Source organism: Campylobacter volucris, assembly GCF_008011665.1.
GTDB classification, from domain to species: Bacteria; Campylobacterota; Campylobacteria; order Campylobacterales; family Campylobacteraceae; genus Campylobacter_D; species Campylobacter_D volucris_A.
Genome location: NZ_VOWJ01000021.1, coordinates 120,497 through 141,224 on the forward strand (window position 1 = coordinate 120,497; position 20,728 = coordinate 141,224).

General features: G+C 28.0%; 22 protein-coding genes. 10 read left to right on the forward strand and 12 right to left on the reverse strand.

Annotated features, from left to right (window positions below):
* Positions 1-14 precede the first annotated feature (14 nt).
* The 5 genes from FPD38_RS03855 to fldA all read left to right on the forward strand — a co-directional run bounded on the left by FPD38_RS03855 (position 15) and on the right by fldA (position 3,490).
* Entirely contained in the window at positions 15-836 is an 822-nt protein-coding gene (locus FPD38_RS03855) for a thiamine-phosphate kinase (RefSeq protein ID WP_147555463.1), read from the forward strand.
* Entirely contained in the window at positions 805-1,926 is a 1,122-nt protein-coding gene (truD, locus tag FPD38_RS03860) for a tRNA pseudouridine(13) synthase TruD (RefSeq protein WP_147555507.1), read from the forward strand. Before FPD38_RS03855 ends, truD begins: the two co-directional genes overlap by 32 nt.
* An 85-nt stretch (positions 1,927-2,011) precedes the next feature.
* Positions 2,012-2,329, forward strand: a complete 318-nt coding sequence (locus tag FPD38_RS03865; protein ID WP_147555464.1) for a DUF2325 domain-containing protein — start codon at positions 2,012-2,014, stop codon at positions 2,327-2,329.
* A gap of 4 nt (positions 2,330-2,333) precedes the next feature.
* Positions 2,334-2,999 carry a hypothetical protein gene (locus FPD38_RS03870; protein ID WP_147555465.1) on the forward strand — a complete coding sequence of 222 codons (666 nt, stop codon included), beginning with the start codon at positions 2,334-2,336 and terminating at the stop codon, positions 2,997-2,999.
* Entirely contained in the window at positions 2,999-3,490 is a 492-nt protein-coding gene (gene fldA, locus FPD38_RS03875) for a flavodoxin FldA (protein ID WP_147555466.1), read from the forward strand. Before FPD38_RS03870 ends, fldA begins: the two co-directional genes overlap by 1 nt.
* 14 nt (positions 3,491-3,504) lie before the next feature.
* On the opposite strand, the gene FPD38_RS03880 is transcribed toward fldA, so the two are convergent.
* The 8 genes from FPD38_RS03880 to gap form a co-directional block, all read right to left on the reverse strand.
* Entirely contained in the window at positions 3,505-3,918 is a 414-nt protein-coding gene (locus FPD38_RS03880) for a pyridoxine 5'-phosphate oxidase family protein (protein ID WP_039665220.1), read from the reverse strand.
* A complete protein-coding gene (locus FPD38_RS03885; protein ID WP_147555467.1) occupies positions 3,911-4,621 on the reverse strand; it encodes an EI24 domain-containing protein in 711 nt (236 codons plus the stop codon). Before FPD38_RS03885 ends, FPD38_RS03880 begins: the two co-directional genes overlap by 8 nt.
* Complete coding sequence (dut, locus tag FPD38_RS03890) at positions 4,618-5,310, reverse strand: dUTPase (RefSeq protein ID WP_147555468.1); 693 nt, start codon at positions 5,308-5,310, stop codon at positions 4,618-4,620. The genes FPD38_RS03885 and dut overlap by 4 nt, the downstream gene beginning before the upstream one ends.
* A 9-nt stretch (positions 5,311-5,319) precedes the next feature.
* A complete protein-coding gene (locus FPD38_RS03895) occupies positions 5,320-5,865 on the reverse strand; it encodes an ATP-binding protein (RefSeq protein WP_147555469.1) in 546 nt (181 codons plus the stop codon).
* A 117-nt stretch (positions 5,866-5,982) separates the two neighbouring features.
* Entirely contained in the window at positions 5,983-7,614 is a 1,632-nt protein-coding gene (locus tag FPD38_RS03900) for a hydrogenase small subunit (protein ID WP_147555470.1), read from the reverse strand.
* 3 nt (positions 7,615-7,617) lie between these two features.
* A complete protein-coding gene (locus FPD38_RS03905; protein ID WP_147555471.1) occupies positions 7,618-8,298 on the reverse strand; it encodes a triose-phosphate isomerase in 681 nt (226 codons plus the stop codon).
* Entirely contained in the window at positions 8,295-9,497 is a 1,203-nt protein-coding gene (locus tag FPD38_RS03910; RefSeq protein WP_147555472.1) for a phosphoglycerate kinase, read from the reverse strand. The genes FPD38_RS03905 and FPD38_RS03910 overlap by 4 nt, the downstream gene beginning before the upstream one ends.
* 2 nt (positions 9,498-9,499) lie before the next feature.
* On the reverse strand, positions 9,500-10,495 hold the full coding sequence (gap, locus tag FPD38_RS03915) for a type I glyceraldehyde-3-phosphate dehydrogenase (RefSeq protein WP_147555473.1): 996 nt from the start codon (positions 10,493-10,495) through the stop codon (positions 9,500-9,502).
* Positions 10,496-10,555: 60 nt separating this feature from the next.
* Between gap and nadD the strand changes: the two genes are divergently transcribed.
* Positions 10,556-11,101, forward strand: coding sequence for a nicotinate (nicotinamide) nucleotide adenylyltransferase (gene nadD / locus FPD38_RS03920; RefSeq protein WP_147555474.1), 546 nt, complete (start codon positions 10,556-10,558; stop codon positions 11,099-11,101).
* An 11-nt stretch (positions 11,102-11,112) separates the two neighbouring features.
* Positions 11,113-11,448, forward strand: coding sequence for a ribosome silencing factor (gene rsfS, locus FPD38_RS03925; RefSeq protein ID WP_147555475.1), 336 nt, complete (start codon positions 11,113-11,115; stop codon positions 11,446-11,448).
* Positions 11,449-11,663: 215 nt separating this feature from the next.
* On the opposite strand, the gene FPD38_RS03930 is transcribed toward rsfS, so the two are convergent.
* From FPD38_RS03930 to FPD38_RS03945, 4 genes are all read right to left on the reverse strand, one after another.
* Positions 11,664-12,038 (reverse strand): HIT domain-containing protein, encoded by a 375-nt coding sequence (locus FPD38_RS03930; protein WP_147555476.1) that lies wholly within the window; start codon positions 12,036-12,038, stop codon positions 11,664-11,666.
* Between the two features lie 42 nt (positions 12,039-12,080).
* Complete coding sequence (gene fumC, locus FPD38_RS03935) at positions 12,081-13,472, reverse strand: class II fumarate hydratase (protein WP_147555477.1); 1,392 nt, start codon at positions 13,470-13,472, stop codon at positions 12,081-12,083.
* 129 nt (positions 13,473-13,601) lie between these two features.
* Positions 13,602-15,401: a glutamine--fructose-6-phosphate transaminase (isomerizing) gene (gene glmS / locus FPD38_RS03940; RefSeq protein WP_147555478.1), complete on the reverse strand. Its 1,800-nt coding sequence runs from the start codon at positions 15,399-15,401 to the stop codon at positions 13,602-13,604.
* Between the two features lie 3 nt (positions 15,402-15,404).
* Positions 15,405-17,765, reverse strand: a complete 2,361-nt coding sequence (locus FPD38_RS03945) for a nucleotidyltransferase (RefSeq protein WP_261798286.1) — start codon at positions 17,763-17,765, stop codon at positions 15,405-15,407.
* A 109-nt stretch (positions 17,766-17,874) separates the two neighbouring features.
* Here FPD38_RS03945 and mqnE point away from each other — a divergent pair, with 109 nt between their 5' ends.
* From mqnE to FPD38_RS03960, 3 genes are read left to right on the forward strand one after another with little or no spacing between them, the layout of a single operon-like run.
* Positions 17,875-18,939 (forward strand): aminofutalosine synthase MqnE, encoded by a 1,065-nt coding sequence (mqnE, locus tag FPD38_RS03950; RefSeq protein ID WP_147555479.1) that lies wholly within the window; start codon positions 17,875-17,877, stop codon positions 18,937-18,939.
* Positions 18,940-18,947: 8 nt separating this feature from the next.
* Complete coding sequence (locus FPD38_RS03955) at positions 18,948-20,261, forward strand: NCS2 family permease (protein WP_147555480.1); 1,314 nt, start codon at positions 18,948-18,950, stop codon at positions 20,259-20,261.
* A 1-nt stretch (position 20,262) separates the two neighbouring features.
* Positions 20,263-20,703, forward strand: a complete 441-nt coding sequence (locus FPD38_RS03960; RefSeq protein WP_147555481.1) for a phosphoribosyltransferase — start codon at positions 20,263-20,265, stop codon at positions 20,701-20,703.
* Positions 20,704-20,728 lie beyond the last annotated feature (25 nt).

The following is a 20,728-nucleotide window of genomic DNA, read 5'->3' on the forward strand; positions in this document are numbered from 1 at the left end:
TATAAAATATTCACATGGATAAGGAAAAATTGATTATTAAAGCTTTTGCTAATCCTATCAACGGCGATGATGGAGCTATTGTTGATGGGTATTGTTATTCTAAAGATTTATTTTGTGAAAATGTCCATTTTAAAAGATCATGGATGAGTTTAGAGCAAATTGGAGCAAAAGCCATGCTTGTCAATATTTCTGATGCGATTGTAATGAATTCAACTCCAAAATATGCTCTTTTAGGGCTTTCATTGCCAAAGGATATTTCTTTTGATGAGGTAAAAAAACTTCAAAATGGTTTGCTTAAAGAAGCAAAAAAATTTAACATACAAATCATTGGCGGTGATACAATTTCTGATGATAAAATCAATATTTCTTTAACCCTTATTTCTAAAATCAATCAAAAAGCTATTTATCGTAAAGGTTTAAAAAAAGGTGATCTTTTAGCTTTTACTGGAAAATTGGGTGATAGTATTAAGGGTTTAAAAATTTTACAAAATGGATTTTTCTTACATTCTAATCATCGCTTTATAAAGCCTAATTTAAAACACAAATTTTTTTACGATGTGGCTAAGAAAATAAGAGTAAGTATGGATATATCAGATGGTTTGAATAAAGATTTATCAAGAATGCTTGCTATAAATCACTTAAGTGTTACATTTTTGAAAAAATTAATTTTTTTTGAATTAAATAGTGCAGAAGAATATGAAATTTTATTTGCATTTGATAAAAAATATAAAGCTTATATTAAAAATATGGCAAAAAAACACAGAATAAAATTAAATATTTTTGCTAAAACTAAAACTGGAAGGTATAAATACTATGGAAAAGAACACCATTTTTAAACCACTTTATGCTTTAAAGCATAGCCCTATTGATGTATATTTTTCTAAAAATAGCAATGATTTTGTGGTTAGAGAAAAGCCTTTATATGAATTTAGTGGTAAAGGTGAGCATCTTATTTTACATATACAAAAAAAAGATTTAAGCACAAGTGAGGCTTTAAGGATTTTAAGTGAGCAAAGTGGTATAAAAATAAGAGATTTTGGATATTGTGGATTAAAAGATAAGCAGGGTTTAACCACGCAATACATCTCAATGCCTAAAAAATTTGAAGAAAATTTAAAAAATTTTAAGCATGAAAAAATGAAAATTTTAGAAACTTTTATTCATGATAATAAACTTCGCATAGGTCATTTAAAAGGAAATTCATTTTTCATACGATTAAAAAAAGTTTCTAGTGTGGATGCGCTTAAGATAGAACAAGCTTTTAATAATTTAAAAATTCAAGGTTTTGCTAATTATTTTGGCTATCAGCGTTTTGGAAAATTTCAGGATAATTTTTTGCAAGGTTTGGAAATTTTACAAGGTAAAAAAATAAAAAATAAAAAAATGCAAGAATTTTTAATTTCTGCTTTTCAAAGTGAGCTTTTTAATAGATATTTGAGCAAAAGAGTAGAAATCTCTCATTTTATGCAAGAATTTAGTGAAAAAGAAATCAAGCAAATTTATGCCTTTAATGCACAAGAATATAAAAATTTAAAACAGCAAAAACAATTTTTTAAATTGCTTCAAGGAGAAGTTTTAGGTCATTATCCTTTTGGAAAATGTTTTATTTGTGAAAATTTAGAAGATGAAGTGCAAAGATTTATACAAAAAGATATTAGCACTATGGGACTTTTGATTGGAGCAAAAGCTTATGAGAGTCAAAATGATAGCTTGGCTTTAAAAATAGAAGATGAAATTTTTAGTGATTTTTATAAGTATAAAGCTAAAATGCAAGGTTCTAGGCGATTTTTATGGTCATATATGCAAGATTGTAGGTATCATTATGATGAAGAAAAAGCTCATTTTATTTTGGAATTTTTCTTGCAAAAAGGTTCTTATGCGACTGTGGTTTTAGAGGAGATTTTGCACAAAGATATTAACGAATAAAATTTAAAAATGATATTGAATATCAGTTAAAATTTATTTTTTATAAATTATAATAACCATTATCATTTTTTACTAAAGGAGTAAAATGTCAGTTTTGGTTATTGGTGCAGATGAGATCACCCCTATTAAGGCAGTTTTAACAAATTTAGGCGCAAAAGATATAGAGCATTGGGATGCTAGAAATGAAAATAGGGTAAATAGAAAACCCATCCCGCAAAACACACAATGCATTGTTATGCTTACAAGTTTTTTAAATCATAATACTATGAAAAAAATCAAAACAGAAGCTAAAAAAAGAAATATACCATTAGTATGTGCTAAACGAAGTGTTAGTTGTGTGTATTGTGAGTATTGTAAGGTATTTGGATTAGATCAAGAGTATAAATGTATAAAAAAAGGATAAACTGATGTTTGGATTTAGTCAAAATCACCAATTTATTCCAGATGTTTTTAAAAATTATTCCTTATATGAAATAAATTATATATTTTTAAATTTTTACAATACTTTAAATGAAGATGATATGAAAATTCCATATAGCTACGCAAATAAAGCACAAAATTTAAAAGAATTATTTATTTTAAGGATTAAAGATTTATTGCAAGAAAGTGATGATATTAAGTGTTTTTATTCTAAAAATATTATTCAAGCTTATATAAGTGGTGCTAGTATTAAATTAGAAAATAAAATTCCAAAATCACCACTTGCAAAAATGATATTAAGTATATCAAATGATAGTATTTTAATAAATCCACAAATTGCGTTTGAAAATTTTGTTTTTGATAAAATTTGCAAAAGCAACCCTAAATTAAAGATTACAATAAAAGATGATTTGTGTATTATAGAAGATACAATAGCTATACTGATAAAATTCAATCAAAATCAAGATAAAGATATAGAATGGGCTTTAAAGCATATTGGTGAAAATTCGTTTGAAAAATTTTACATTGTGTATCCAAGGAGTGAAAATTTCACTCATTATAAACAAATAAGAGCTTTTTTATGTGAAAATAATAATATTGTGTTAAAATTAGTCCCTTATACTATTAATAATCAAATTTTAAGGAGATGTTAATGTCAATAGCAGTAATTTTTGGGAGTTCTATGGGAAATACAGAAGGTGCAGCTAATATGATCGCTGAAAAATTAGGTATTTCTGATGTATTAAATATAGCAGATATTGATGCAGATAAGATTAATTCTTATGATAAATTAATTTGCGGGACTTCTACTTGGGGAAGTGGTGATTTGCAAGATGATTGGGATGGATTTGATTTTTCAAAATTAAATCTTAGCGGTAAAACAGTGGCAGTTTTTGGCATGGGAGATAGCGAGAGTTATTCTGATACATATTGTAGTGGTATGGGAAAATTGGCTCAAGGGCTTAAATCAGCTGGTGCAAATTTAGTAGGTGCTGTTTCAACTGGAGGTTATACTTTTGAAGCAAGCGATGCTGTTGAAGGCGATAAATTTGTAGGATTAGCATTGGATAATGACAATCATGAAGATTTAACTGAAAATAGAATCAATACTTGGATAGAACAAATCAAACCTTCTTTTTCTTAACAACAAAGATGTCTTTACAGACATCTTTTAAATTCTAATTTTTTATTTAGTAAAATTTGATTATCTGTATATTTTGCCCATTGAATTTCTAGCGCATATAAATTTGCATCACTAAATTTAGCAAAGGCAAATTTTTTAAAATATATTTTTTCTTGTTCTTTTGTTGCTTCTTTGAAAATTGCTTTGATTTGGAGTCCTTTGATAAATTTTAATGTGTTGTTATCATAAGCAATATTTGCTGAAATATTTGGATATTTATAAGCAAGTTGTATGTGTTTTGTATGAGAATGACTTGCAAAAATTAAAGCTAAATTTTTTACATCAAAAGCATAGTAACAACTTGCACAATACACTCCTTGATCATCATCAAGAATGCCTAAGCTTAGAACTTTTTGTGAAAGAATAAAATCTTGAATTTTTTCATGCATAATTTTTAGCTTGTAAAGATAATGTTTTTTGATAAAACATATGACTTAAAAAAATTACATAAAATACTTGTAAAAACAAACCAAGCAAAGGAATGCTAGAAAGCATAAAAAACACAAAGGTTGTAATTTTAAAATATAAAGGAGAAGAATTTTCAAAAAAAGTTTGAAATTTTTCTTCATCTAAAACACAACTTGCCACATCAAGAATTAAAAATTTATGAAATAAATAATAAAAAACTCCATAATATATAAAAATACTCACAAAAGGAATGATAAGTAAAATAGTTGCTAAGATGAACAAAATACTTCCTATGATTAAAATTTTAAAAATTTTAAATAAAACTACAGAAAATTTAACTTCTGTATCAATGCTATAGTTATAATACTTAGCATTAATTTTTTTTACAATATAAGGTGTTAAAAAAGATATAATCAGCATAGACATAAAAACAGAAGCAAAAATAATGATAAAAAAACCGCCTATAGCACTTAAAAATGCTAAGGAAAACTGAACTATGCTAAAACTAAAAAACCAAGCAAACCAAGAGTCGCTTGTAAAAGAATCTAAATAAGAAAAAAATGCATCATAAGTAAAATATACGCATAAGCTTAAAAGTACTACACTAAAAAACAAAGGCAAAAAAGAAAATTTTAAAAATGGTTTGCTAAGAAAATCTTGCAAACTAACATAAAATATACTCATTTTATATTTTTATAGGCTTCTTGGAGTTTTTTATAAATTTCTTGATAATCTAAGCTTTTTTTTAGAATTTGGTTTAAAACTTCATTGTCTTCTACGCCATTCCATGTTTTTTTATAAGTACCATCTTTATAGCCATTTTCTTGTCTAAATTGGTTTAAGATATTTTTGCCTATGTAAATTTTATAAAGATCAAAAAAGCTCAATCCGCATTTTCTAGCTAAGACAAAATATACACTCAAAAGTTCACCTAAATCATAGTCAAAACCGCTACATTTATGGATGATTAGTTCAATATCATTTAAAATTCCATATATATCAGCATCGATTGGAATGGTATTATCTTTACAAAAATCATCAAAAAAAGTTACAGATGAAACTTCTTCTGCGATGAAATTTTTATCTGTAATATTTTTTTCTTTGTATTCTTCTAAAATTAAACTCATAATAAAATGCCAAATATCTACAATTTCAATGCGAACATTATCCCAGTTTGCAGGCGTGTTGATATTTTTCCAGTGTTTCCAAGCAAAAGAATCTATAAGTTCAGCACATTCCATATAAATACATCTTCTAAAGCTAATTAATTTACCTTCTTTTGTATAGCCATTTTCCCATCCTATACCATTGGTATCATCATTTAGTTTTTGTTGAAGTTCGAGCATGCTTTTTAAGATATCTTTTGCTGTCATTGTTAAGCCTTATGCATAAAATCCAAATTCTTTATTATTTTCTTCTTTTTTTTCTTTTTGTTTATTGTAATTTTCCCAAATTTCTTCTAATAATTTAGCACTATCTTGGAAAAGTTGTTTTTTAACATCATCAAGATCAGTTTTACCTAATTCTTGTTTTAAGCTTTTATCCATAGTGTTGAGTAATTCGTGTAAAGTTGCTTTTTTATGTTCTTCACTTTTTGGTTCAGGTAAAGCATCGCCTATTTTCATTGCAGTAGTGATTAACTCTTTAGGCTGTAAACTTCCTACTCTTGAATTTTTCATAAATTCGTCAATTTGTGGTTGGAATTTAGCAACTGCATCTTTAATTTCTTTTATATCATCTTCTGAAAGTTTAGTTCCAGTATATGAAAAAGAAAAACCAAATTGTCGTCTTAAGCTTAAAGAAGCAGAGTTATCATTTTTTTCATAATTTACTTCTTTTTTATCATACATAGCAAATGAAAGATGATTACCACTTTTTGTTTTGATATCCATCGAAAAATTTTGAGAATTTAAACCAGAAACTTGCATGCTATATCCTTTCAAATTTAATTAAAAAATAAATCGGTAAAAGTGCTGAAAATTTAACTAATTTCTTAAATTAAAACTATAAAATTTTTAATATTTAAAATATTGTAATATCAAGTTTTAAATACTTGATAAATCCCCAAAAACTTTAAGTATTTTTTCACTATCACAATGAAGTAAAATTTGTTCTTTTTGGTGTAAATTTTTACAAGCTTGCAAGGCTTGTTTTAAGTGTTCTTTTATAGAATATACCAATCCATATGCAATAGCTTCTTTATCGAGCCCACCAAGCATATAAATTAAAGGCATTCTTAAAGCTTTGTTGATATCTAATTTTGCTTGCTCATTAAGCGTGGTTTTAAAATCAAATTTGCTAGGGTGTTTAAATTTATAAGCAAGTGCAAGATCTAAAAAGTCATCAATATTTTTTAATTTTTCTCCGCTGATAAAAGGATATGTAAAATAAAATAAATCAAGTATATTTTGACTTATTTTGCTTTCTTCATCGTAAGAATTTTGTATAAAATCATAATAGTTTTGAAAAGAATCTTTATAGTTTTGAACCAAAGTTAAAGCAATTTTTGTTTTAGTAAAAGTATTTAAGAATATTTTAGGATTACTTTCAAAAGAAAAATCTAAAAAATTAAAATTTTTAGTATTTTGGTATAAAATTTGAGTTGGATTTGTAAAAGTTAAAATGATATTTTTTGCATTTAAATCATTTAGTTTAGAATTTTTAGCTTGTGAAATTTGATGCAGTGATGAAAAATTATTATAAGCAAATTTATTATTCATGGGTTTTTCATAAAATCCAAAATCATCCCAAAAATTTTCTTCACTACAAGCTATACACCCATGTCCTGCAGCTACTGGCCAAGAGGTTTTAGAATTAAATTTAACTTTGGGACAATTATTATAAGCATAAGGTCCTTTGCAACCTACCTTAAATAAGCAGTATCCTTGTTTTATATTTTCATCATCAAAACTTTGAGCAAAATTTCCAGCTTCAAATTTGGCTTTTCTTTCGCATAGATCATGTAAACATTTTCCATAAAGAGCTAAAGGTCTATTTTGTTCATCTAGGGCCATATTTTGTTCAAAAAGTATATAAGAACAAAGTGTTGCAATGATATTGATATCACTTGGAGGACATCCTGGTACATTGATAATCTTTTCTTCTAAAACCTTAGAGATTCCAATGCTTTTAGTGGGATTTGGATGTGCTGCTTGAATTCCTCCATAACTTGAGCAAGTTCCTATGGCAAATATGCTTTTAGCGTTTTTTGCACATTTTTGCAAAATTTCATATCCATTTTCTCCGCAAGCTCCTATGGTAAGGTAAAATGGATCTATCGCACATACTCCACCTTCTACTGCTAAAAGATAATCTTTTGTGTTTAAAATTTGTTCTAAATGGTTTTCAGCTTGATGCCCACTTGCGCTCATAAGAGTTTCATGATATTCTAAGGAAATAAAATCAAAAATTAAATCTAAAAAATCAGGCAAAGATGTCCTAAGCAAACTTTCACTACAACCTGTACATTCACTTAAATGTAGCCATATTAAACTAGGTGGTGTGTGAAGTTGAAAATATCTATGAGCTAATGGTATAAACTCATTTGGAAGAGCTAAAATTTTAACAATAGCACTAACGGCTTCTAAATTGATATTTTTTTCTTCTTTATTTTCTTTTTCCAAAAGTGCAATTTTTTGTTCAAGAATTTTTTGTAGCTCTTCGTTGCTTAAAGACATATCTTATCCTTTGGCAATTTGTATCATTTTTAAAAAATTATTCACTTTTAAAGCAGCCGAACCTACTAATACCCCATGGCAATTTTTTAAACTGCATATGGTTTTAATGTTTTCTTGATTAACACTTCCACCATATAAAAATTTATTTGAACCAAATTGACTTAAAAAATTCAAAACTTCTTCGATATCTTTACTATCTGCACTAACTCCTGTGCCTATAGAATAAATTGGTTCATAAGCGATGATAAGTTTATTGTAATTTAGATCAATATTATCTAATTGGTTTTTTAAAAAATCTAAACTTTTTTTAGCCTGTTTTGTTTCTAGACTCTCTCCTATACAATAGATAATGTTATAGCCAAGATTTTTTGCAAAATCAAATTTTACTCTTAAGAATTCTTCACTTTCTCCTAAAGCTCTTCTTTCAGAATGACCTATTAATACACTTTGAATGTTAAATTCTTCTAAGTGTTCTTGAGCGATTTCTCCAGTATATGCCCCATTTTTGCAAGGATAAAAATTTTGTGCACCTTGGTGAAAATTAAGTTTTAAACTAGAAAAAGCTGTACTTGGAGGAAAGATGAAAATTTCATCTTCATTATTTTGATAAGAATTGATTTCTTTAGCGTAATTTTCAAAACTAGCCCTTGTGTGATTACACTTTAAATTTGCAGCAAAAATCATTCATCACCTTTTACCATTAAAGGTTTAACTCCAGGGAGTTCTTTTCCTTCTATAAGTTCTAATGACGCACCTCCACCAGTGGAGATAAAGGTCATTTCATCAGCATCACCAGCCCTTGCTACAACATCAGCAGTGTCACCACCACCAATGACAGTAGTCGCATGAGATTCACTAATATAATGACTCATTTTAATACTACCTTTTGAGAATTTATCTATTTCAAAAACTCCCATAGGCCCATTCCACCATATAGTTTGTGCATCTGAAAGCGCTTCTTTAAATAATCTCACACTAGCAGGTCCTATATCAAGTCCCATCCAATCAGATGGAATTTCTTGTACAGGAACATACTTCATCACTGCTTCTTGCGAGCAAGTTTGTGCAGCAGTTACATCAACAGGAAGATAAATTTTTACTCCTAATTCTTTACCTTTTGATAGAATTTTATTTGCTTCTTCTATTAAATCTTCCTCTAAAAGCGAATTTCCTATGTCATAGCCTTGAGCTTTTAAAAAAGTAAAGGTCATACCTCCACCTATGATAAGTTTATCTACTTTTGGAAGTAAATTAGTCAAAGCTTGTAACTTGCCGCTTACTTTAGATCCTCCAACTACAGCTACAAAAGGGCGAGCAGGATGCTTGATAAGATTGCTTGCAAATTCTATTTCTTTTTGTAATAAAAATCCAGCACCTTTGTGGGTATTATCAAAAAATTTTGTAATAGCTTCTACGCTTGAGTGAGCTCTATGGCAAACTCCAAAAGCATCATTGATATAAACATCAGCCATAGATGCAAGTTCTTTGGCTAAATTTTCATCATTTTTTGTTTCACCTTTTTCAAAGCGTAAATTTTCTAAAAGTAAAATTTCACTTTTTTGTAATTGGCTAGCTTTCTTTTTAGCATCTTCGCCGATAATATCTTTAGCCATGATTACTTCTTTATTCATTAATCTAGCAAGTCTTTTTGCAACAGGTTCTAAAGAATATTTAGAAGCAATCTCTTTTGGACGACCTAAATGTGAAGCTAAAATAACACTACAACCATTATCTAAGCAATATCTTATAGTAGGAATGGCTGATCTTATGCGACGATCGTCTGTGATATTTAAAAATTCATCTTGAGGCACATTAAAATCACATCTTATGAAAACTTTTTTATTGGCTAAATCTATGTCTTTGATTGATAAAATATTACTCATTATTAAGCCTTTGCAATAAATACTGCCATATCAACTAAACGAGAAGAATAACCCCATTCATTATCATACCAAGCAACTACTTTAACAAAATCATCACAAATGACTTGAGTTAAATCGCTTGCTACAATTGCTCCATATGAGCAAGTTATAAAATCGCTTGAAACTCTTTGATCATCATCAACAAGTAATAAGCCTTTTAAATTTGTGTTTGCGGCTGTTTTGAAAGCTTCATTGATTTGTTCTTTGGTAACTTTTGTTTTTAAAGTTGCGGTTAAATCTACAGTTGATACATCAGCTACTGGAACACGCATACTTTGGCCATGTAATCTTCCATCAAGTTCAGGCATGACAAGTTTCATAGCTTTGGCAGCTCCGGTAGAAGTTGGGATGATATTTTGCGCAGCAGCACGAGATCTTCTTTTATCTCTAGCTTTTGCATCGATAATACTTTGACCATTAGTATAAGCATGTATAGTAGTCATTAAACCTTTTTCTATACCAAAATTATCTTGTAAAACTCTACATATTGGCCCTAGACAATTTGTAGTACAACTTGCATTAGAAATGATTTTTTCACCTTTATAATGATGCGCATTTACTCCTAAAACATAAGTTGGAGTATTGTCTTTTGCTGGAGCACTCATGATAACTTTTTCTATACCATGATCTAAAAACCCTTGGCATTTTTCTAGGGTTAAATGTGCTCCTGTGCATTCTAAAACAATTTGTGCTCCATATTTTGCAAAATCTAAATCCGCTACATTTCTGCTTTTTAAAACTTTTATTTTTTTATTATCAATAATTAAATCATCTCCATCATTTTCAACACTACCTTCATATACTCCATGCACTGTGTCGTATTTAAAAAGATATTTAGTAAGTTCTGTATCGGTAGTATCATTGATCGCTACAAGTTCTATATCATCGCGTTTCATGATAATCCTTGCAACACATCTTCCAATGCGTCCAAAACCATTTATTGCAACTTTTACAGCCATTTTCATTTCCTTTTTATGATTAAATGCTAAAATTCTACTAAAAAAAGGTTAAAATTTTATATGAAAATCGCACTTTTTGGAGGTAGTTTTGATCCGCCTCATTTAGGACATAATGCTATTGTATTTAATGCTTTGGAATATTTAGATATTGATAAATTAGTCATTATGCCAACTTTTATTAGCCCTTTTAAACAAAAATTTACTGCTAATGAGCAAATACGTTTAAAATGGTGTGAGGCAGTTTGGACAAATATATCAAAAGTAGAAATTTGTGATTTTGAAATTTTAAAACAAAGACCTGTGCCTAGTATAGAAAGTGTAGATTTTTTATATAAAAAATATGAAATTTCAAAATTTTATTTAATTTTAGGTGCTGATCATTTAAAAAATTTACACCAATGGCATGAATTTGAAAGATTGCAAAATTTGGTAGAATTTGTCATAGCAAAAAGAGATAATATATTTATCCCTAAAGAATTTAAAACTTTAGATACTAAAGTAGATATTTCTTCATCTTTTATAAGACAAACTTTGCAAACAACTCAAGTTTGTAAGCAAATCAAAGAAGAGGTTAAGCTTTGTTATTCTAAATTTAGAAATCATTAAAAAGGAAAGAAATGCAAGAAAGAATTGATAATATAGTTCAAATTTTAGATGATAAAAAAGCAGATTTAATAGAAACTTTTAATATGCAAGATAAAGATTATTTTGTTAAATTTGTAGTGATTGCTACTACTATGGGAGAAAGGCATGCCCTTTCTTTGATTGATGATTTAAAAACCAATCTTAAAAGTAAGGGTGAGGAGTTTTTAAATATAGAAAATAGTGAAGAATGGACTGTGCTTGATTTAGGTGATATTTTAATTCATTTGATGAGTGAAACTTATAGAGCAAAATATAATATAGAAGAATTTTTAAAAAGTTTAAATAAAGAGAGTAAAAATCAGGAATAAACAATTATAGAGTAAATAATATCAATTTAAAGATATAAAAGAGCACTTGTTATCATAAAACACGAATATTAGCAATAAGAGCTTGTTTAAAATTTAAAATTATACTATTCTTTAATTTATTTTATATATTTTCCTTTAAAATTTTTTGAATGACAATATTATGATTTGAATTTTTTATTGGATTGTTTTGTTTAAAAATATTTAAAATTACAACATTAAAACCCAATAGATTTTATCTTTTTAAGTAAGATTAAAGTAAAATCCTCAAAAGAAGGTAAATTTAAATTTTTTATCTCTCTTTGTTGCTTTCCCCACATACATTCAGGGAAAAAAGCATCTTCTTTAAATCTTGCCATGACATGAAAATGCACTCTTGGTACATAGTTCGCAAAAGAAGCAATGTTGATTTTTTCAGGATTATAATACTCTTTCAAACTCTTTTCGCTAATCAATATAAAATCAAAAAGCATTTTTTGTATAAAAATTGGACAATCGCTTAATTCTTTGTAAGATTCTTTAGTAAAAATTTTAATCCAAGGAATTTGAGAATTTTCTTTTTCTATATATAAAAAATTATTTTCATAAATCATATTAACTCTTAAAAAAAGACTAGGATAATCCTAGTCTTTTGATTATTTTTTTGGACCTATCATTTTGGTAGGATCTACAAATTTAGCAAAATCTTCTTGATTAACTAAACCAAGTTCCATAGCACTTTCTTTTAAAGATATTCCTTTTTTGTGCGCATTTTTAGCTACTTTTGCTGCATTTTCATAACCAATATGTGGATTTAATGCAGTAACTAGCATTAAAGAATTATGTAAGTTAAAATCAATTTTTTCTTTATTTGGCTCTATACCTACCGCACAATGAATGTTAAAGGAATGCATAGCATCGGCAAGTAAATCAAGACTTTGTAAAAAATTATAAATAATTACAGGTTTAAAAACATTAAGTTCAAAATTTCCTTGACTTGCTGCAAATCCTATTGTAGCATCATTTCCCATTACTTGCACAGCTACCATGGTGATAGCTTCACATTGAGTAGGATTTACTTTACCTGGCATGATAGAGCTTCCTGGTTCATTTTCTGGTATGTTAATTTCTCCTAAGCCACATCTTGGTCCTGAAGCAAGCCATCTAATATCATTTGCTATTTTCATTAAATTTGCAGCCAAACCTTTCATGGCACCATGAGTAAAATTAATCGCATCATGGCTTGTTAGAGCATGAAATTTATTTGGACTTGATACAAATTTAGTGCCTATTAGTTTGCTTAGTTCTTCGCTTACTTTTTCACTAAGTTCAGGATGAGCATTCAATCCTGTGCCAACTGCTGTTCCACCAATTGCTAATTCTCTTAATGTTGGTAAAGAAGCGATGATTTGTTCTTTTGAATGAGTAAGCATAGATAAATATCCGCTAAATTCTTGTGCTAAAGTTAGTGGAGTAGCATCTTGAAGATGTGTTCTACCTATTTTTATGATACCTTCAAAATCTTTTACTTTTTTTTCAAAAGTAGCTATAAGTTCATCTAAGGCTGGTATTAATTTTTTTTCTACTTGCTCTACTGAAACTATACTCATAGCGGTTGGAAAAGTATCGTTTGAGCTTTGAGACATATTTACATGATCATTTGGATGAACGAGTTTTTCTTTTCTAAAGTCTCCACCCATAATTTCAGTAGCACGATTTGCAATCACTTCATTCATGTTCATATTGCTTTGTGTGCCTGAGCCTGTTTGCCATATAGCTAGAGGAAAATTATCATCAAATTTACCTGCTACTATTTCATCGCAAGCTTGCACTATGGCATTTTTTTTAGCATCATCTAATTTTCCAAGTTTATTATTTACAATAGCTAAAGATTTTTTCAAATTTGCAAAAGCATAGATTAAAACTTTTGGCATTTTTTCTATACCAATCTTAAAATTTTCAAAACTTCTTTGAGTTTGAGCACCCCAATATTTTTCATCAGGAACTTTAATTTCTCCCATAGTATCATGTTCGATTCTATATTCCATGGACTTTCCTTTTAAATTAAAATTATAATTATATTTAAACGCAAATAAACCTAAAACTAGCTTTAATTTAAAAAATATTTTTTAAAAATTTATTTAATTGTAGTTTTTTGACAAAACTACACATTGTATTTATTCTACAGTTACACTTTTTGCTAAATTTCTTGGCATATCCACATCATTGCCTAATCTTATGGAAACTTCTAAGGCTAAAAGCTGTAAGATTACCATCATTTCAAAAAATTCACACATATAATGTTCTTGATTAGAAGTTTTTATAAAATCATCACTTAAGTCAAAATTAATAGGTGAAATAGCAAGCAAAGTAGAATCTCTTGCTGCAAGCTCTTCGACATTGGATTTAGTTTTTTCATAAAGACAATTTTTTGGCATTAGCGCAACGGTGAAAAGCTCACTATCGGCTAAAGCTATAGGCCCATGTTTCATTTCACCTGCTGGATAACCTTCAGCGTGTAAATATGAAATTTCTTTGAGTTTTAAAGCTCCTTCTAAAGCCAAAGGATAAAATACATCCCTTCCTATAAAGAAAAATCCATGTCCATGTAAGTATCTTTTTGAAATTCTATGTACTTTTTCATGTAAATTTTGACTTACTTTAACGATATTTGGCAAAGTTCTTAAGGCTTGAATTTCTTTACTCATATCAAAATTTGCTTTTTGTGCAAGATAGATTGCAAACATCCATAAAGTTGTAACTTGTGTTGCAAAAGCTTTTGTTGATGCCACACCTTTTTCGATACCTGCTCTAGTAAGTAAAGATATATCAGCAAGACGCACGATGTTAGAATTATCTACATTGCATATTGCTAAAGTTTTTACCCCTTGAGCTTTTGCTATTTTTAAAGCTTCAAGTGTATCAGCGGTTTCCCCACTTTGTGAAATTACCACAAAAAGAGTATTTTTTCCTATAATAGCTTCTCTATATCTAAATTCACTTGCGACTTCTACTTTAGTTTTTACTTTGGCAAGTCTTTCTAGTAAATAAGCTCCGCTTAAGGCTGCATGGTAGCTTGTCCCGCAAGCACAAAGAGTAATTTCTTCTATATTTTTTAAAATTTCTTCATTGATATCTTCAAAAATAATCTCTTCTCCTTGTAAGCGCCCCATTAAAACTTCACCTAAGACTCTACTTTGCTCATAAATTTCTTTTTCCATAAAAAATCTATAACCATCTTTTTGTGCGAAGCTTTTATCTTGACTTAAAACTACAAAATTAGGTTGAATGTAAGCTTGATCATGGCAAAGTTTGCATTCTTTTAAATTTACATAACCATAATCACCATCTTCAAGATAAGCTACTTTATCTACTAAAGAAATCAATGGTGCATCGCTTGAAGCAAAATAATATTCATTTTCATCGCCATTTTTACCTATGATTAAAGGCACGGCATTTTTTGCAAAATAAATAGTATTAGGATCTTTTTTACTAATAAGCAAAATTGCATAAGCACCTTTTAACTCACCAATTGTTTTTTTAAAAGCTTCAAAAGGCTCATGATTATGTGCATAGTATTCAAATAAATGAACTATAACTTCAGTGTCAGTTTGACTTAAAAAATTAACACCTTTTTGGTTAAGTTGGTTTTTTAATTCTTGATAATTTTCGATAATTCCATTATGTATTACACAAGAATACTCTCCTAAATGCGGATGAGCGTTGATTTCTGTTGGTTTTCCATGTGTTGCCCAGCGTGTATGTCCTATAGCTAAGCCAAAACCTTCACTATTAAATTGTTTGGTTTTATTAGCTAAATTCTCTAATTTTCCTACTGCTTTGAAAAAATCAAGCTCTCCATCTTTCATTACAGCTATACCAGCACTATCATAACCTCTATATTCTAATTCTTTTAAACCATCAAGAATGATTTTTTTCTTTTCTTTGTTGCCTATATATCCTACAATTCCACACATTTTTTACTCGCTTATTAGTGATTTTAAAATTTTTTCCTTATAATCATGCAAATTTTCATTTTTATGCAAGATTAAAACATTTCTAGTTCTTTCCTTTATAGTCTGGATTTTAGCCGCACTTAAAACTATATCGTAATTTGCTAAAACACTCACGACATAAGCCATTAAGCCTTTTTGATCTTTTGTGTTTAGGGTGATTTTGGCATAGTTTTTAGAATAATCCATGTCTAATTTTAATTCATCTTTTTTAATGTTTGGTTTTTTTATTTTTTTTTGTATTTTTATATGTAATTTCGAATTTAGTAAATTTTCTAAACTTTGTTTTTGTTCATCATTGACAATGTCAGAATATTCAAATTTCAAATACACTTTATCATCAAATAGTTCAAAATAACTCATAAAAACTAAATTTAAAGAGCTTAAAGAATTGAGTATATTTTCTATATTGTTTTTTTTATTCATAATAGCTGCTAGGATAAAATTATCTTTATTGTCAAGCCAAAATGTAAAATTTTGTTTTTGAGCGATTTGAGTAATTTTGATGATTTTTTCAAAACTATTTTTGATAAAAAATAAATTTGATTTTATATGGGTAATATTGGTTTGTGTTTCTTTGTCAAGCTCGATAAAAGCTTTACTTCTTTTTAAAGTTTGTTCTTTTTTAACTCTTCTTTGTCCTTCATCGATTAAATTTTCATCTTCAAAGCCCTCAAGAGCGTTTTGATATAATTTTTCTAAGCTTTTATAATAAAAAGTATTTTCTATTTTTAAAGCTTTAGCATTGCATAATGATAAAATTTGAAGTATTTTTAAAGTATTTATATCACAAAGTTTTGCTATGAAATTTAATATTATGGTTTGATTGTCAATATCTTCTGTTTCTATGATATCCTTAAAAGCATTGAAATTTTTAAATAATCTTAATCCAAGTTCTAAATTTTTATCTCCTATATTAAATTTACTAACATAAGCTCTATAAATATTGGCTAAAGATATTTCATTATCTTCTTTGATAGCACTTAAAAGTATAGTTAATTTAAGTGTTAATAAAATATTTTCATCAAATTCTTTTTCTTGTTCTTCAAAATGATACAAACAAAGTAAAGCTCTATCAAGAGCACTATAAACACCTTCTTCTTCGAGTAAAAACCTGCTTTGAGTTAAAGGTTTGCAAAAGTCTTTTAAGACATTTGCATCTAAAATAAGTTTTAAAATACTATAAGAATGTTTTCTTTTTAAAATTATTTTGAAAAGTTCTAAATTTAATTCTTTATTTTTAGCTCTTTTTATAGCAAAAATTAGTTTTATATCAAAATGATAATTTTTATCTTTTAAATTTAAAAGATTTTGCAAGATGTGGTTTAAATCTTTTTCTTGATTATTATAAGTAAAATAGTCATCTTGTGAAAAGTTGGAATTTAAAATATTAAAATGTTTTTCTTGTATGCATCTTGATAAAAAATGAGTATAAATTCCACAAGTATGCATACTTTGCAATGCTTTTTGTGTGAGTATAGAGCTAAGATTTAAATTTTTCTTTTCTTTTTTATGCATTAAATTTGCAAGTTCTTGGGCGTTGCTTATAAAAAAAGTATTAATATCTTTGCCTTCTAAAAGATTCATAGCACATTTAAGTGAAAATAAAAAATCACTTGCAAGTTTAAATTCACTCATTTCTTTTTCGTTAATAAAATTTAACATATAATTTTTTGGACTATCTTTATATAAGATATTTAAATTTTCAATATCTAATTGCTCATCAAGTCCGCCAAAATTTTTATTAATATCAAATTCTTGTTGGAGAAGTATTTTTTTAAAAGGATTAAATTTTTGGATAATTTTTAAAGCAAATTCGTCTTTTAGCTCAGTTTGTGCTTGAGTAATTTTTTCTCTTATTTGCTTAAATAAAAATTTAGATCCGCAGATAAATCTATATTGTAAAATATTTTGCTTTAGTTCATTTTTTGCTATATTATAAAGTCCATTAAGCTCACAAATTTGATAGTTTATATTTAGATTAATATCATTTAAAATTCCTATAAAACTTTTCATTAAAGGCTTGATATTATAAGCTTTAATATCTTTATATATTAAGAGTAAATCTACATTTTCTTTAATGCTTAAATTATTTTTTGCATATTGCTTGATGGCTAAAATACAAAGTGGAATTTTTTCATCGTTTGGAAAAAAATCATTAAAATAATCATTTAAAACTAATTCATAAGAATCTTCTATAAAATGATCTATTTCTTTAGAATGATGAAAGCTAAAAGAACCTTGTTTTAAAAAAAGCCTAGAGCAGTAAGCTTCATAATCTTTTAAGGAATTTTTTAGTTTAAGAGTTTTCTCTATACTAAGACTCACGATTTATCCTTAAATTGTATTTTTTAAATCATATCAAAAATATTTTGTATTAAATTTTAAGTAAGTTGAAAATATAATTATATTTTTAATTTCTAAAAATGGTTAGATAATGCAAACAATTATTCAAAAATTAGATAATGAAGAAAGATTAAATGAAGAAGAAGCTAATCAACTTTGGGATTTAGATCTTTTTACTTTAGGCAAATACGCTCAAAAAATTCGCACGAGATTACACGGAAAAAAAGTTTATTTTAATATCAATCGTCATATAAATCCAACTAATATTTGTGCAGATACTTGTAAATTTTGTGCTTTTTCGGCTCATAGAAAAAATCCAAATCCTTATACTATGACTCATGAAGATATTATGAAAATTGTAGACGAAACGGTTCAAAGAGATACTAAAGAAATTCATATTGTTTCAGCACATAATAAAAATACTTCATGGCAGTGGTATTTAGAAATTTTTAAGATGATTAAGCAAAAGTATCCATTTTTACACATCAAGGCTTTAACTGCTGCTGAAGTTGATTTTTTAAGTAGAGCTTTTGATATGAGTTATGAAGAAGTTATAGATAAAATGCTTGAGTATGGTGTTGATTCTATGCCAGGTGGTGGTGCGGAAATTTTTGATGAAGAAGTTAGAAAAAAAATTTGTCATGGTAAAGTTAGCAGTCAAAATTGGTTAAAAATTCATAAAATTTGGCATGAAAAAGGAAGATTAAGTAATGCTACTATGCTTTTTGGACACATAGAAAATAGAACTCATCGTATTAATCATATGATAAGATTAAGAGAACTTCAAGATCAAACTAAAGGTTTTAATGCTTTTATTCCGTTAGTTTGGCAACAAGATAATAGTTTTATAACAGATAAAAAACCTTTAGGTTCAGTAGAAATTTTAAAAACACTTGCCATTGCAAGAATAGTTTTGGATAATATTAAAAACATCAAAGCTTATTGGGCAACTATGGGGATAAATTTAGCTATGGTAGCACAAGACTTTGGTGCTAATGATTTAGATGGCACTATAGAAAAAGAAAGCATACAAAGCGCAGGAGGTGCAAAGAGTTCTAATGGATTGAATTTAAAAACTTTTATAGAAATGATACAAAGTTCAGGGTATGTTGCTATAGAGCGAGATAGTTTATATAATGAGTTAAAAATTTATTAAGGTAAAAAATGGATTTTTTTAAGCTTAAAGAGCATAAAAGTGATGTAAAAACTGAAATTTATGCTGGTATTGTTACATTTTTGTCGATGATTTATATCATTCCTGTAAATGCTAATATAGTAAGCAATTCTGGCATGCCATTAGAAGCTTTGATTATAGCTACTGCTTTGGTAACTATTATTGCGACCGCATTTAGTGCTTTATTTTCAAATACTCCTATTGCTATGAGTGTTGGTATGGGACTCAATACTTATTTTACTTTTGGGGTTTGCAATACTTATCAAATTCCTTGGCAAACGGCTTTAGGAGCTGTATTTATATCCGGAGCTATTTTTACTTTACTTTCTTTTACAAATTTTAGAGTTTGGGTAGTAAAAAGCATTCCTGAAGATTTAAGAAGGGCAATTTCTGCTGGAGTTGGAGTTTTTATTGCTTTTATAGGTTTATCTCAAATGGGGATTATAGTTAAAAATGAAGCAACTTTAGTAACCCTAGGAGATCTTTCTAGTACCAAGGTTTTATTTGGTTTATTTGGTTTATTTTTGGTTTTTACTTTTTGGGCTTGGAGGATTAAATCAGCTTTTATTTTGGCTGTGATTATTAGTTCTTTATGTGCATGGATTTTTAATATAGACGGGGCTATTTTTCCGCAAGAATTTATTTCTTTACCTGTGATTAATGGAGAAAATGGTTTAGGTGCTATTTTTGGACAGCTTGATATTAAAGGCGCTTTAGAATTAGCAATGATTCCTGTGATTTTAACTTTTTTTGTAACGCAACTTTTTGATAGCATAGGAACCATAACAGGAGCTGGAGCTAGAGGTAAAATTTTTGATGGCAAAGATGGCGAGAAAAAGCTAGGTAAAACTTTAGGAGCAGATGCGGCTAGTTCAGTGATGGGGTCGGTAGTGGGAACTTCTACTGTAACCGCTTTTGTGGAAAGCTCAACGGGTGTTGAAACGGGTGGCAGAACAGGACTTACTGCTTTGGTGACAGCTATATGTTTTATTTTTACTTTATTTTTACTTCCTGTATTTAAAGCAATTCCAGCAAATTCTATTTATCCAATTTTAGTTTTAGTAGGTGTTTTAATGTTTATGGAAGTTACGAATATAAATTTCAAAGATAAATCTATCGCCGTGAGTGTTTTTTTCATAGTGACTATGATGCCTTTAACTTATTCTATAACAAATGGTATAGCATTTGGTTTTATTGCTTATATATTAATGTGCATTATGCAAAAAGAATTCTCAAAGATCACTTTCGGTATAGCTGTTTTAGGCTTTATTTCTTTATTGGTATTTTTATTACAAGGACATTAGAATGTATTATTACTCTTATGAAGAATTTCAACAAGATTTTATTCCTTTTGCGCGTAAAATTAAAGAGGAATTTAACCCAGAAGTTTTACTAGCTATAGCAAGAGGTGGAATGACTTTGGGACATTTTTTAGCTGAAGGTTTAGAAAATAGAAATTTATTTTCTTTAAATTCTATCCATTATGAAGATACGCAAAAATTAGATACTTTTAAAATTTTTAACATTCCTGATCTTGGTGCATATAAGAAAGTTCTTTTGGTGGATGATATAATCGATAGTGGTGAAACTATGATGGAAATTAAAAAAATTTTGCTACAGAAATACCCTCATTTAGAACTTCAAGTTGCAAGTGTGTTTTATAAAAGCTCTGCTTTGCTTGTTCCAGAATTTTACATTAAAGAAGCAAAAGAATGGATAGAATTTTTTTGGAGTATTAAAATTTAGTCTTTTAAAAGAAATATTGTAATAA